12 protein-coding genes and 1 riboswitch are annotated in these 13319 nt (G+C 70.5%); of the genes, 5 read left to right on the plus strand and 7 right to left on the minus strand.

The window, feature by feature from the left end; all coding sequences use genetic code 11:
• Positions 1-85: 85 nt before the first annotated feature.
• The 4 genes from groL to thrC all read right to left on the minus strand — a co-directional run bounded on the left by groL (position 86) and on the right by thrC (position 4467).
• Positions 86-1708 (minus strand): chaperonin GroEL, encoded by a 1623-nt coding sequence (gene groL, locus ACIQ8J_RS24630; RefSeq protein ID WP_403274533.1) that lies wholly within the window; start codon positions 1706-1708, stop codon positions 86-88.
• Positions 1709-2271: 563 nt separating this feature from the next.
• A complete protein-coding gene (locus ACIQ8J_RS24635; RefSeq protein ID WP_005315736.1) occupies positions 2272-2475 on the minus strand; it encodes a cold-shock protein in 204 nt (67 codons plus the stop codon).
• 399 nt (positions 2476-2874) lie between these two features.
• Complete coding sequence (locus ACIQ8J_RS24640) at positions 2875-3150, minus strand: MoaD/ThiS family protein (RefSeq protein ID WP_385098672.1); 276 nt, start codon at positions 3148-3150, stop codon at positions 2875-2877.
• 30 nt (positions 3151-3180) lie between these two features.
• A complete protein-coding gene (thrC, locus tag ACIQ8J_RS24645) occupies positions 3181-4467 on the minus strand; it encodes a threonine synthase (protein WP_403274532.1) in 1287 nt (428 codons plus the stop codon).
• 17 nt (positions 4468-4484) lie between these two features.
• Positions 4485-4629: riboswitch (SAM riboswitch) on the minus strand.
• A gap of 136 nt (positions 4630-4765) precedes the next feature.
• On the opposite strand from thrC, the gene ACIQ8J_RS24650 reads away from it, so the two are divergent.
• Positions 4766-5713, plus strand: a complete 948-nt coding sequence (locus tag ACIQ8J_RS24650; protein WP_403274531.1) for a glucosyl-3-phosphoglycerate synthase — start codon at positions 4766-4768, stop codon at positions 5711-5713.
• 83 nt (positions 5714-5796) lie between these two features.
• Positions 5797-7257, plus strand: a complete 1461-nt coding sequence (locus ACIQ8J_RS24655) for a trehalose-6-phosphate synthase (protein WP_403274529.1) — start codon at positions 5797-5799, stop codon at positions 7255-7257.
• Between the two features lie 10 nt (positions 7258-7267).
• Here the strand turns inward: ACIQ8J_RS24655 and otsB are convergent, their stop codons facing one another.
• The 3 genes from otsB to ACIQ8J_RS24670 all read right to left on the minus strand — a co-directional run bounded on the left by otsB (position 7268) and on the right by ACIQ8J_RS24670 (position 9730).
• The gene (gene otsB / locus ACIQ8J_RS24660; protein WP_403274528.1) at positions 7268-8107 is read right to left on the minus strand and encodes a trehalose-phosphatase; all 840 of its coding nucleotides are present in this window, start codon (positions 8105-8107) and stop codon (positions 7268-7270) included.
• Positions 8108-8165: 58 nt separating this feature from the next.
• The gene (locus ACIQ8J_RS24665; RefSeq protein ID WP_403274526.1) at positions 8166-8393 is read right to left on the minus strand and encodes a DUF3263 domain-containing protein; all 228 of its coding nucleotides are present in this window, start codon (positions 8391-8393) and stop codon (positions 8166-8168) included.
• An 86-nt stretch (positions 8394-8479) separates the two neighbouring features.
• Positions 8480-9730 carry an ABC transporter substrate-binding protein gene (locus tag ACIQ8J_RS24670; RefSeq protein ID WP_403274565.1) on the minus strand — a complete coding sequence of 417 codons (1251 nt, stop codon included), beginning with the start codon at positions 9728-9730 and terminating at the stop codon, positions 8480-8482.
• Between the two features lie 250 nt (positions 9731-9980).
• On the opposite strand from ACIQ8J_RS24670, the gene ACIQ8J_RS24675 reads away from it, so the two are divergent.
• The 3 genes from ACIQ8J_RS24675 (at position 9981) to ACIQ8J_RS24685 (ending at position 13318) form a co-directional block, all read left to right on the plus strand.
• Positions 9981-10961: an ROK family protein gene (locus ACIQ8J_RS24675; RefSeq protein WP_403274524.1), complete on the plus strand. Its 981-nt coding sequence runs from the start codon at positions 9981-9983 to the stop codon at positions 10959-10961.
• A complete protein-coding gene (gene nagA, locus ACIQ8J_RS24680; protein WP_403274523.1) occupies positions 10961-12106 on the plus strand; it encodes an N-acetylglucosamine-6-phosphate deacetylase in 1146 nt (381 codons plus the stop codon). The genes ACIQ8J_RS24675 and nagA overlap by 1 nt, the downstream gene beginning before the upstream one ends.
• 291 nt (positions 12107-12397) lie before the next feature.
• Positions 12398-13318 carry a 1-phosphofructokinase family hexose kinase gene (locus ACIQ8J_RS24685; RefSeq protein WP_403274522.1) on the plus strand — a complete coding sequence of 307 codons (921 nt, stop codon included), beginning with the start codon at positions 12398-12400 and terminating at the stop codon, positions 13316-13318.
• Position 13319: the final 1 nt, after the last annotated feature.

The raw sequence follows: 13319 nt of genomic DNA on the forward strand, positions 1-13319 counted from the left end.
AGGGCGGCATCCCCTTGCTGGGGATACCGCCCTCGGCGTACAGCTTCGTACCGCTTGATGAACTACCGATCCCTCGTGTGGGGGATCAGAAGTCCATGTCACCGCCCGGCATGCCGCCCGGAGCGGCCGCGGAGGCCTTCTCCGGCTTGTCGGCGATGACGGCCTCGGTGGTGAGGAAGAGCGCCGCGATGGAGGCGGCGTTCTGCAGCGCGGAGCGCGTGACCTTCGCCGGGTCGATGATGCCCTCGGCGATCATGTCGACGTACTCGCCCGTGGCGGCGTTCAGACCGTGGCCGACGGCCAGGTTGCGCACCTTCTCCACGACGACGCCGCCCTCAAGACCACCGTTGACGGCGATCTGCTTCAGCGGGGCCTCCAGGGCCAGGCGCACGGCGTTGGCGCCGGTCGCCTCGTCACCCTCCAGGTCCAGCTTCTCGAAGACCGCGGAGGCCTGGAGCAGGGCCACGCCACCACCGGCGACGATGCCCTCCTCGACGGCCGCCTTCGCGTTGCGAACGGCGTCCTCGATGCGGTGCTTGCGCTCCTTGAGCTCGACCTCGGTCGCGGCACCGGCCTTGATGACCGCAACACCGCCGGCGAGCTTCGCCAGGCGCTCCTGCAGCTTCTCGCGGTCGTAGTCCGAGTCGCTGTTCTCGATCTCGGCGCGGATCTGGTTGACGCGGCCCTGGACCTGCTCGCTGTCACCGGCACCGTCGACGATCGTCGTCTCGTCCTTGGTGATGACGACCTTGCGGGCGCGGCCGAGCAGGTCGAGACCGGCGTTCTCCAGCTTGAGGCCGACCTCCTCGGAGATGACCGTGCCGCCCGTGAGGATGGCGATGTCACCGAGCATGGCCTTGCGGCGGTCGCCGAAGCCCGGGGCCTTGACGGCGACGGACTTGAAGGTGCCGCGGATCTTGTTGACGACCAGGGTCGACAGCGCCTCGCCCTCGACGTCCTCGGCGATGATCAGCAGCGGCTTGCCCGACTGCATGACCTTCTCCAGGAGCGGGAGCAGGTCCTTCACCGAGGAGATCTTGGAGTTGACGATCAGGATGTACGGGTCATCCAGGGCCGCCTCCATGCGCTCCATGTCGGTCGCGAAGTACGCCGAGATGTAGCCCTTGTCGAAGCGCATGCCCTCGGTGAGCTCAAGCTCAAGACCGAAGGTCTGCGACTCCTCGACGGTGATGACGCCTTCCTTGCCGACCTTGTCCATCGCCTCGGCGATGAGCTCGCCGATCTGGGTGTCGGCGGCGGAGATGGAGGCGGTGGAGGCGATCTGCTCCTTGGTCTCCACGTCCTTGGCCTGCTCAAGCAGAGCAGCGGAGACGGCCTCGACGGCCTTCTCGATGCCGCGCTTCAGGGCCATCGGGTTGGCGCCGGCGGCCACGTTGCGCAGACCCTCGCGCACCAGGGCCTGGGCCAGGACGGTCGCGGTGGTCGTACCGTCACCGGCGACGTCGTCCGTCTTCTTGGCGACTTCCTTGACCAGCTCGGCGCCGATCTTCTCAAACGGGTCCTCGAGCTCGATCTCCTTGGCGATGGAAACACCATCGTTGGTGATCGTGGGGGCGCCCCACTTCTTCTCGAGGACGACGTTGCGGCCCTTGGGGCCAAGGGTGACCTTGACGGCGTCGGCGAGCTGGTTCATCCCGCGCTCGAGACCGCGCCGTGCCTCCTCGTCGAACGCGATGATCTTGGCCATGTGAAGTGGTCCTCCCGGACAGGGGTGGCGTTCTTCGTGGACCGCGCCGGTGCCCGCGACGGACGGCCTGCAGCCCTTGTGGTTCCTTGCCCCACCCGGCCTGCGGGCCTCACTGACCCGATCCAAGTTCTGTCACTCTCACTGGGAGAGTGCTAACGCCAATGATTAGCACTCGACCCCTGCGAGTGCAAGCGAGTCTCTTGAACCGGGGCCCTCCACTACGCCCCCTTGGCGGCGCGCCCGGCACCGGCGGGGGCTCCGCCCCCCACACCCCGGCTCCTCAAACGCCGGAGGGGCTTCCCGGTAATACGGCTGCGGACCGTGCGTGGTTGCTCGCGCAGTTCCCCGCGCCCCCAAGGGGCACTGTCCGGCGCCCTGTGCAGACATCCCAAGCCCGTCCGGCGATTGAGGACGAGCGCCGTTCAGGCGCGAACGGGGTCTGGGGCGGAGCCCCAGTGGCCACCGGGGCCCGCCACCGGGGGGACGGAGGAACGCGTGAAGGGGGCCACCCTTTCGGGAGCCCCCTTCATGCGTGAGTGCGTCGGTGGTCGATCGCGCCGAGATCAGACGGCGAGCTTGACCATGTCCGCCTGCGGACCCTTCTGGCCCTGCGAGATCTCGAACTCGACTCGCTGACCTTCTTCAAGGGTGCGGTAGCCGTCCATCTGGATCGCGCTGTAGTGGACGAAAACATCCGCACCACCGTCGACCGCGATGAAGCCGTACCCCTTCTCCGCGTTGAACCACTTGACGGTGCCCTGAGCCATGCCTAACTCCCCTATTACTGGCCCTTGCACGGGACCGCACTTCGCGGACCCGGGTCAGACCTCCACCCTCCGACAGGAGAGGGTGTGCGCCGGAACGCGTCGACCGCGGCTGAATGTATCTGCCCAACTGCCCTCTGCAACAGGTCAATCGGACGAGAATTCCGGGCACACTCGGGGCGCGGAATGCCATGAATTCAACATTCCGGGGCAAGTCGGGCCGGGCAAAGTGCACTTAAGGAGCAAATGGCTCGCACACTTTGACCCCATGTTGTCGCGTTCTCATATGCACTTGGCACACACGGCGAGGGGGCTTTCCCAACTGTACCGCGCTCAACCATGCAGAATTGCCCCCTCCGCTTCTCGTGCGGAGAGGGCAATTCGGGGAAACCGCGCGGCGGATCAGCCTCCGGCGACGGCCGGGATGATCGAGACTCCGGCGCCCTCGGGCGTGGCCGTCTCAAGGCCCTGCTCGAAGCGCACGTCGTCGTCGTTGACGTACACGTTGACGAAGCGGCGCAGCTTGCCCTGGTCGTCCAGGACGCGCGCGGCGATCCCGGTGTGGTTCTTCTCCAGGTCGGCGATGACCTCGGCGAGGGTCGCGCCCTCGGCGGCGACCTCGGCCCGACCGCCGGTGTAGGTGCGGAGAATCGTGGGGATGCGGACGTTCACGCTCATGGTCGGTACTCCTAGTCGTTCGGCAGTGGCTCAGTGGGCGAGGCCCGCGGCGCGGAACGCGTCCAGGCTCGGGCGGATCGTCGCCGTCGGGCCGGTGGTCGGGGCCACCGCGTCGAGGGTCTTGAGGCCGTCACCCGTGTTGAGAACGACCGTGGTGAGCGAAGGGTCGAGCAGACCGGCCTCGATCAGCTTCCGGGTGACGCCGACCGTCACCCCGCCCGCCGTCTCCGCGAAGATGCCCTCGGTGCGGGCCAGCAGCTTGATGGCGTCGACGATCTGCTCGTCATTGACATCCTCCACCGCGCCGCCGGTGCGGCGGGCGATGTCCAGGACGTACGGGCCGTCCGCCGGGTTGCCGATCGCCAGGGACTTGGCGATGGTGTCGGGCTTCTGCGGGCGTACCACGTCGTGGCCGGCCTTGAAGGCGGTCGACACCGGGGAGCAGCCCTCGGCCTGCGCGCCGAAGATCTTGTACGGCTTGTCCTCGACCAGGCCGAGCTTGATGAGCTCCTGAAGTCCCTTGTCGATCTTGGTGAGTTGGGAGCCGGAGGCGATCGGGATGACCAGCTGGTCGGGCAGCCGCCAGCCGAGCTGCTCGCAGATCTCGTACGCCAGCGTCTTGGAACCCTCGCCGTAGTACGGGCGCAGGTTGACGTTGACGAAGCCCCAGCCCTCGCCGAGCGGGTCGCCGATGAGCTCCGAGCAGAAGCGGTTCACGTCGTCGTAGTTGCCCTCGATGCCGACGAGCTCGCCGCCGTACACCGCGGCCATGACGACCTTGCCCTGCTCCAGGTCGTGCGGGATGAACACGCAGGAGCGGAATCCGGCCCGCGCGGCGGCGGCGCCGACCGCGCCCGCGAGGTTTCCGGTGGAGGAGCAGGAGAGCGTGGTGAAGCCGAAGGCGCGGGCGGCCTCCAGGGCCTGGGCGACGACGCGGTCCTTGAAGGAGTGCGTCGGGTTGCCGGAGTCGTCCTTGACGAACAGCCTGCCGGGCTCGACGCCCAGCTCGCGCGCCAGGTTGTCGGCCTTGACGAGCTTGGTGAAGCCGGGGTTCAGGTTCGGCTTGTCGGCGACGTCGGCGGGGACGGGCAGCAGCGGGGCGTAGCGCCAGATGTTCTCGGGGCCGGCCTCGATCCGCTTGCGCAGCGCCTCGGGGTCGCCGAGCGGCAGGTCATAAGCCACTTCGAGCGGTCCGAAACACAGCTCGCAGGCGAAGATCGGGCCGAGTTCGAAACGCTGGCCGCACTCGCGGCAGGAAAGCCCGGACGCCGGACCGAGATCGACAGAGGTGCGGCTTTCAACAGTCTGTGCAGACATGGAGGGGAGGCCCTTTCTCCTCATCTTCCTCATGGCGAACCTCGCCATGAGACGGATTTGGCACCTTCCCTAGCCGGGGGCCTCGCGCATGACTGGCGAGAACCGACTGGAGGGTTGCCGGGGCTTCAACGGGCCGTTTCCCTCTGCCCCTCTGGATGAGCGGTATTCGATTGTCAGCGTGGTGACGACCCCCGACATGCGACGGTCATCCGCGTTGCTCAAGACTGTAACCGAAGCCCTGGACGGTTGAGACAGCCGTCCGAACCGCGAGATGGATCACACAAGGAGGCCGGGGACCGTGCTGGAAGAGGTGGAACGCTGGCTGAGCAGGCGTTCCTGGTCCGCGGCCGAGCGGCCGCTGGACCGGATCATGGCCGCGAAGCACAAGGGCGGAGCCACCGTCAGCGTCGTCCTGCCCGCACTTGACGAGGAGGCCACGGTCGGCGCCATCGTGACCGCGATCCGGGACACGCTGATGACCGGCGGGACGCGCCTGGTGGACGAGCTGGTGGTCATCGACTCCGGCTCCACCGACCGCACCGCCGAGGTCGCGGCGGCGGCCGGCGCGCGTGTCGTGCACCGGGACGCGATCCTGCCGCGGATACCGGCGCTGCCCGGCAAGGGCGAGGTGCTGTGGCGCTCGCTGCTCGTGACCAGCGGCGACATCGTGTGCTTCGTCGACGCCGACCTGAAGGACTTCGACCCGGTGTTCGTGTCGGGGATCGTCGGGCCGCTCCTCACCGACCCGGACGTGGACTTCGTCAAGGCGATGTACGACCGCCCGCTCGGCGAGGCCGCGGGCCAGGGCGGCCGGGTCACCGAGCTGGTGGCGCGCCCGCTGCTCAACCTCCACTGGCCCCAACTGGCCGGATTCGTCCAGCCGTTGGGCGGCGAGTACGCGGCCAGGCGCTCGCTCCTGGAGCGGCTGCCGTTCCCCGTCGGGTACGGAGTGGAGCTCGCCCTGCTGGTCGACGCGCTGCACACGGTGGGCCTCGACGCGCTGGCCCAGGTCGACGTCGGTGTGCGCAAGCACCGCCACCAGGACGGGCAGGCGCTCGGCCGGATGGCCGCCGCGATCTACCGCACCGCCCAGCTCCGGCTGTCCCGGGGCCATCTCGTACGCCCCGAGCTGACCCAGTTCGAGCGGGGCGAGCACGGCTTCGTACCGCGCACCTACGCCGTGGACACCGAGGAGCGGCCGCCGATGCGGGACATCGAGGAGTACCCGCTCCACCGCGCCGCGTAGGGGCCGGAAGGACGGCCGGATCCCGCCCCCCGGGCCGGGCGTACGCGTGTTTGGGCGATTGCGGGGCGGGCTAGGTTCCGCTCATGGTCTCCGCGCACACCACCCCCAAGGTCCAGGTACTCGTCGCGTCCAATCGCGGCCCCGTTTCGTACGTCCTGAAGGAGGACGGCTCGCTGGAGTCCAAGCGGGGCGGGGGCGGGCTCGTCTCCGGGCTCAGCGCGATCGGCGACGACGTGGAGTCGCTGTGGGTGTGCGCGGCGCTCGGGGACGGCGACCGCGAGGCGGTCCGGCGGGGCGTGGGTGAACACGGCGTCCGGATGCTGGACATCGATCCGGAGGTCTTCGCCCAGGCGTACAACGGCATCGCGAACTCGGTGCTGTGGTTCGTCCACCACATGCTGTACCAGACACCGCTGGAGCCGGTCTTCGACGCGGAGTTCCGGCGGCAGTGGGCTTCGTACGAGGCGTACAACCGGGCGTTCGCCGAGGCATTGGCGGCGGAGGCCGGGGGCGGGGCGCGCGTCCTGGTGCAGGACTACCACCTGGCGCTGGTGCCGGGGATGCTCCGCGAACTCCGCCCCGACCTGCGGATCGGGCACTTCTCGCACACGCCGTGGGCGCCGGTGGACTACTTCCGGATGCTGCCGGACGACATCGCGGGGCAGTTGGTGCGGGGGATGCTCGGCGCGGACCGGCTGGGGTTCCTCACCTGGCGGTGGGCGGGCGCGTTCATGGACGCGGTGACGGCCACGCTCCCGGCCGAGACGCAGGCGTTCGTCCCGTCCGGCGAGGGGCGTCACTGGTTCCGGCACAGCCTGCCCGGCCGGGCGCCGCACGAGACGGACATCGCGGTGTACCCGCTGGGCGCGGACGGCGACTTCCTGCGGCGGCGCGCGCACGAGGCGGACGTGGCGGAGCGGATGGCCGCGCTGCGCGAGCAGATCGGGGCGGGCCGCAGGACGATCGTGCGGGTCGACCGCACCGAGCTGTCCAAGAACATCGTGCGGGGGCTGCACGCGTACCGGCACCTGCTCGACACCCGCCCCGAGTGGCGGGAGCGGGTCGTGCACGTCGCGTTCGCGTATCCGTCGCGGCAGGACCTCGCGGTGTACCGGGACTACACCGCGGAGGTCGCGCGGGTGGCCGACGGCATCAACTCGGCGTACGGGACGGCGAGTTGGACCCCGGTCGTGCTGCACGTCCAGGACGACTTCGCTCGCTCGCTGGCCGCGTACCGGCTCGCGGACGTCGCCCTGGTGAACCCCATCCGGGACGGCATGAACCTCGTCGCGAAGGAGGTGCCGGTGGTCTCGGACGCGGGGTGCGTGCTGGTGCTGTCGCGGGAGGCGGGGGCGTGTGCGGAGCTCGGCGAGGACGCGCTGGTCGTGAACCCGTACGACGTGACGGGGACGGCTGCCGCGTTGCACTCGGCGCTGTCCATGGAGGACGGGGAGCGGGCGGAGCGGACGAAGCGGCTGGCCGCGGCGGGGACCGCGGTGCCGCCCCGGCGGTGGTTCCTGGCGCAGCTGGAGGCGCTGGGGTGACCCCTGGGGGTTACAAGTGTCCGGCCAGAGTCCGCAGGAACGTCGTCACCGACGCCGGGCCGTTCAGCAACAGGTCGGCCCGGTCGGAGAGTTCGGGGATCACCGTGTCGGCGGCCACCAGCAGGCCCGGTGTCCCGTCCGAGCGGAGTTTCTCCACGGCGGCGAAGGCGGGGAGGTCGCCCAGGTCGTCGCCCGCGTACAGGACGGACTCGGCGCCGACCTCGCGCAGGTACGCGGCGAGCGCCACCCCCTTGTCCATGCCGGGGGGCCTCAACTCCAGTACCAGGCGGCCGGGTTCGAGGACCAGGCCGTGGTGGGTCGCGAGGTCGGCCAGGGGTTCGCGGAGGGCCTCGTAGGCGGCCTCGGGGTCCTGGGCCCGGCGGGTGTGGACCGCCACGGCCTGCCCCTTCTCCTCCACCCAGGTGCCGCGCCAGGCGCCGTGGGAGTCGAGGACCCCGGGGAGTTCGGCGCGGGCGGCGGCCACGCCGGGGTGGGGGGCGGGGGTGTGGACGGTGCCGGTGACCGCGTCCCAGCGTTCGGCGCCGTAGTGGCCGAGGACCACGAGGTGCTCCAGGCCTGGTACGCCCGCGAAGCCCCCGTAGCGGACCGCGACCCCGGCCGGCCGGCCGGTGACCACGGCGACGGAGGCCACGTGGGGGGCCAGCGCGGTGAGCGCCGGAACGGCGTCGGGGTGGGCGCGGGCCTGCTCGGGGTCGGCGACGATCTCGGCGAGCGTGCCGTCGAAGTCGAGCGCGATGACGGCCCGCTCCGGCTTCGCGACGATCGCGGCGAGCCCGTCGCGGCCGGACTGGGTGGCGGGGGTCGGCAAGGGGTGCGATTGGCTGCCCATGCGCCCGACCCTATAGGGATGGGGGCGGGTGCACGTATGGCGCAACGGGGCGCGTGCCTCAGCGGCTCTTCCGCTGCTCGTCCCGGACCCGGCGGAGGCGGTTGACCGTGACCGGGTCGTGGGCGAGGGCGCGGGTGTCGTCGAGGAGGGCGTTGAGCAACTGGTAGTAGCGGGTGGGCGAGATCCCGAGCTCCTCACGGATGGCGCGCTCCTTGGCGCCGGGGGTGGGCCAGGGCCGGCCCTCCATGCGGAGCACGGCTTGCGCGCGGTCGTCGAGTGGGCTCATGCCGTTGAGGCTATCCGGGGGCTGCGCCCCCGGACCCCCATGCCGTTGGCCTGCGGACCGTGCCCGGCGGAAAAAGGAACCCAGGGCTATTCCGCGTTCTGCGCGTCCGTCGCCACCTTCCCGATGTCCTGGAGGACCGCCTTCGGCGAGCCCCCCGGCGTGACCGCCCCGCCGATCTTCTGCTTCACCGTCTCGCTCACCTTCGGCCACGACGTCTTGCCCACCGGAGGCAGCTGGGACGTCGGCAGGGCGGAGAGGAACGGCTTGAGTTCCTTGTGGCCGGCGTCCGCCGACATCGCCGTCGACGCCGACACCGTGGACGGCAGCAGGTCGTACTGGTCGGCGAAGTTCAGCACGTTCTGGTCGGAGAACGTGAAGTCCAGGAACTTCCCGATCTGCGCCCGGTGCCCGCTCTGCTTGAAGCCCATGATCCAGTCGGCGACGCCCATCGCCGCCTTGGCCGGGCCGTTCTGGCCGGGCAGCGGGACCATGCCGAACTTGATGCCCTTCTTCTTGGCCTCCTCCATCAGCGAGGGGTGGCCGTTGAGCATGCCCACCTCGCCCTTGGCGAACGCGTCGAACGCGGCCTGGCGGTTGAGCTTGGCGGGCGCGACGGGACCGGTCAGCTCGGGCTCGACCAGGTTGGTCTTCAGCCAGTCGAAGGTCTGGATGTTCTCGGGCGAGTCGATGTCGTACCCGTCGACCGCGTTGGTGTAGCCGCCGTTGCCGCTGAGCATCCACATCATGGTCTCGGCCTGCGCCTCCTCGCTGCCGAGCGGCAGCGCGAAGGGGGTCTTCACACCCTTGGCCTTGAGCGCCTTGGCGTCCGACGCGATCTCGGCCCAGGTCGTCGGCGGCTTGATGTGCGCCTGGTCGAACAGCGTCTGGTTGTAGAAGAGCAGCCGCGTGGAGGCCACGAACGGCATGCCGTACGCGACACGCTTGACCTGGCCCGCGTCCGCGAGCGACGACAGGAAGTCGGCCTGCACGGGGATGGAGAGCAGCTGGTCGACGCTGTACAGCTTGCCGGTCGCCGCGTAGTCCGAGTACGCGCCGATCTGCGCGATGTCGGGGGCGTTGCCCGCCTTCACCATCTCGGCGACCTTGGCGTCGACCACGTCCCAGGAGAAGATCGACACGTCTATCTTGATGCCGGGATTCTTCTTCTCGAAGTCCGCGACGACGTTATTCCAGTACGTCTTCGTACTGCCGCCGCCCGCGATGTCGTAGTCCGCTGCCACCAGCTTGAGGGTGACGCCGCCGGATCCGCTCTGCCCGCCGCATCCCGAGAGCACTGCCGTCATGCCGAATGCGGCCACTGCCGCGGTCAAGCCCAAGAAGCGCCGCTGCACGCGCTATCCCACCCTCGTTGGGATCCTGGCGGATCCAGTCGGTCCCCCGTGACGTCCTGTTTGTGAGCTGCGATTTTCCCTCATACGGGGGCATGAGGTCTACACCAGTCGCATATCGCTTCCGCAACGCCCGGGGCAAGAGTACATTGGGGAACTTTGCGCGCTGAAAGCGCTTTCTACTCCATCCGGCGAGTGGACTAGACCTTTAGTGGGTGTTGGCGCGAGACTGTCCCCCGTGAGACACGTCATCGCCCTGGATGTGGGCGGCACCGGGATGAAGGCCGCCCTGGTCGGGGCGGACACCGTGCTGTCCGGCGGGAATCCCCCCAGACCCCCCAAGCTGCTCCACGAGGCGCGCAGGCCCACCGGCAGGGAGCGCGGGCCCGAGGCCGTCGTCGAGTCGATCCTCGCGTTCGCCGCCGATCTGCGGGCGTACGGCGAGGAGCACTTCGGCGAGAGCGCCGTCGCGGCCGGGGTCGCCGTGCCCGGCATCGTCGACGCCGAGAACGGGATCGCCGCGTACGCGGCCAACCTGGGCTGGCGCGACGTGCCCATGCGCCGGCTGCTCAGCGAGCGGCTGCGGGGCGTGCCGGTCGCGCTCGGCCACGATGTGCGCACCGGCGGCCTCGCCGAGGGCCGGATCGGCGCGGGCAAGGGCGCCGACCGCTTCCTGTTCGTACCGCTCGGCACCGGGATCGCGGGCGCCATCGGCATCGACGGCCGGGTCGAGCCGGGCGCGCACGGCTTCGCCGGGGAGATCGGCCACATCGTCGTACGCCCCGGAGGCATCGCCTGCCCCTGCGGCCAGCGGGGCTGTCTGGAGCGCCTCGCCTCCGCCTCCGCGGTGACGCTGGCCTGGGCCGGGGCGAGCGGCGATCCGGACGCGGACGCCGCCGACTGCGCCAAGGCCGTCGAGTCCGGCGACCCGCGGGCCGTCGCCGTCTGGCAGAACGCGATCGACGCGCTCGCCGACGGCCTGGTCACCGCGCTCACCCTGCTCGACCCCCGCATGCTGATCATCGGTGGCGGACTCGCCGAAGCCGGGGAAACCTTGTTCGTACCGCTCCGGGCCGCCGTGGAGGAGCGCGTGACGTTCCAGAAGCTGCCCGAGATCGTCCCGGCGGCCCTCGGGGACACCGCCGGATGCCTGGGCGCGGGGCTGCTCGCCTGGGACCTCGTCGCCACGACCACCGACTCCAGTGAGGTAACCGCCTGATGGCCGCATCGAAAGTTCTCTCCGGCGCCCGCGTCGTCCTCCCGACCGGGATCGTCGAGAACGGACGCGTGATCGTCGACGGCACGGCCATCGCCGGTGCGGCCCCCGACGGCGCGCCGGCCCTCGACCTGTCGGGCCACTGGGTCGTGCCCGGCTTCGTGGACATGCACAACCACGGCGGGGGCGGCGCCTCGTTCACCAACGGCACGGTCGAGGACGTGCTCAAGGGCGTCCACACCCACCGGCTGCACGGCACGACCACGGTGGTCGCCTCCACGGTGACCGGCGAGATGGACTTCCTCGCCCAGCGCGCGGGGCTGCTCTCCGAACTGGTCGAGCAGGGCGATCTGGCCGGCATCCACTTCGAGGGCCCGTTCATCTCGCCGTGCCGCAAGGGCGCGCACAGCGAGGACCTGCTGCGCCACCCGGACCCGGCCGAGGTCCGCAAGCTGATGGACGCCGCGCGCGGCACCGCGAAGATGTTCACGCTCGCCACCGAACTGCCCGGCGGCCTCGACTCCGTACGCCTGCTCGCCGAGCACGGCGTCGTCGCGGCGATCGGCCACACCGACGCCTCGTACGAGCAGACCGTCGAGGCGATCGACGCCGGTGCCACCGTCGCCACCCACCTCTTCAACGCGATGCCCCCGCTCGGCCACCGCGAGCCGGGCCCGATCGCGGCCCTCCTGGAGGACGAGCGGATCACCGTCGAGCTCATCAACGACGGTACGCATCTGCACCCCGCGGCCCTCGAACTCGCCTTCCACCACAAGGGCGCGGGCCGGGTCGCGTTCATCACCGACGCCATGGACGCGGCCGGGTTCGGCGACGGCCTCTACCACCTGGGCCCGCTGGAGGTCGAGGTCAAGGAGGGCGTGGCACGCCTGGTGGAGGGCGGTTCGATCGCGGGCTCCACGCTCACCCTGGACCGCGCGTTCAAGCGCTCGGTGACGATCGACGGCATCTCGGTCGAGGACACGGTGCGCGCACTTTCGGCCAACCCCGCGCGGCTGCTCGGCATCGACGACAAGGTGGGCTCCCTGGAGCCCGGCAAGGACGCCGACCTGGTGGTCCTGGACGCCGACTTCACCGTCAAGGGCGTCCTGCGCAAGGGCGCTTGGGTGGTTGAGCCGCAACTCGGCTGATTGCACCCGGTTTTGGTGCGGCGGCCGGTCGGAGGTCTAGGGCGTGTCCGGCGGATCTCGTCTGGGACGCGGTGGTCTGGCACGCCCATCTGCCGCGTTGTCGTCAGTTGCCGACTCCCCCAAGCTCTTGACGAGCAGGGGGACCCCCATCGCGTCGACTCCCTCCTCCGCCTTGCAGCTGCACGCACCAGACCACCGCTCACCAGCACCAAAAAGCACCGCCCGCTGCGGGCGACCAGATCCGCCGGACACGCCCTAGGCCTGCCGCCGTCCGTTTGGCATGATCACCCCGTGATTCTGACCGTCACGCTGAATACCGCGCTCGATCTCACCTACCGCGTCCCCGCCCTCGTACCGCACGCGAGCCATCGCGTCGAAGAGGTCATCGAACGCCCCGGCGGCAAGGGGCTCAACGTCGCCCGGGTGCTCGCCGCGCTCGGTCACGAGACCGTCGTGACGGGGTTCGTGGGCGGCCCGAGCGGCGAGGTGCTGCGCGCGCTGCTCGCCCGGCTCGCGCCCGTCGACGCGCTCGTCCCCATCAGCGGCGCCACCCGCCGCACGATCGCCGTGGTGGACGCGGGGAGCGGCGACACCACCCAGCTCAACGAGCCGGGCCCGCTCGTCTCGCCCGCCGAGTGGGACGCCTTCCTCGCGACGTACGAGCGGCTGCTCGCCGACGCCGACGCGGTGGCGCTGTGCGGGAGTCTGCCGCCGGGGCTGCCGGTCGGCGCGTACGCCCAGCTGGTGCGCCAGGCCCGTACCGCGAAGGTGCCGGTGCTCCTGGACACCAGCGGCGAACCGCTGCGCCGCGGCATCGCGGCCCGGCCCGATCTGGCCAAACCCAACGCCGACGAACTCGCCCAGCTGACGGGTTCGCGCGAGCCGCTGCGCGCGGCCCGGGACGCGCGCCGGCGCGGCGCGCACACGGTGGTCGCCTCGCTCGGCCCCGACGGTCTGCTGGCGGCCACGCCCGACGGCCTGTGGCAGGCGGCCCCGCCGGCCGCCGTCCAGGGCAATCCGACGGGCGCGGGCGACTCTGCGGTGGCCGGGCTGCTGTCCGCTCTGGTCGAGGGCCTCGACTGGCCGGCCCGTCTGACGCGCGCGGTGGCCCTGTCGGCTGCGACCGTACTGGCGCCCGCTGCGGGCGAGTTCGACCGGAAGGCGTACGAGGAACTGCTCGGCTCAGTGCGCGTGACCCGGCACGCGCACTGAA

This window comes from Streptomyces sp. NPDC094147, assembly GCF_044764265.1.
GTDB lineage: Bacteria > Actinomycetota > Actinomycetes > Streptomycetales > Streptomycetaceae > Streptomyces.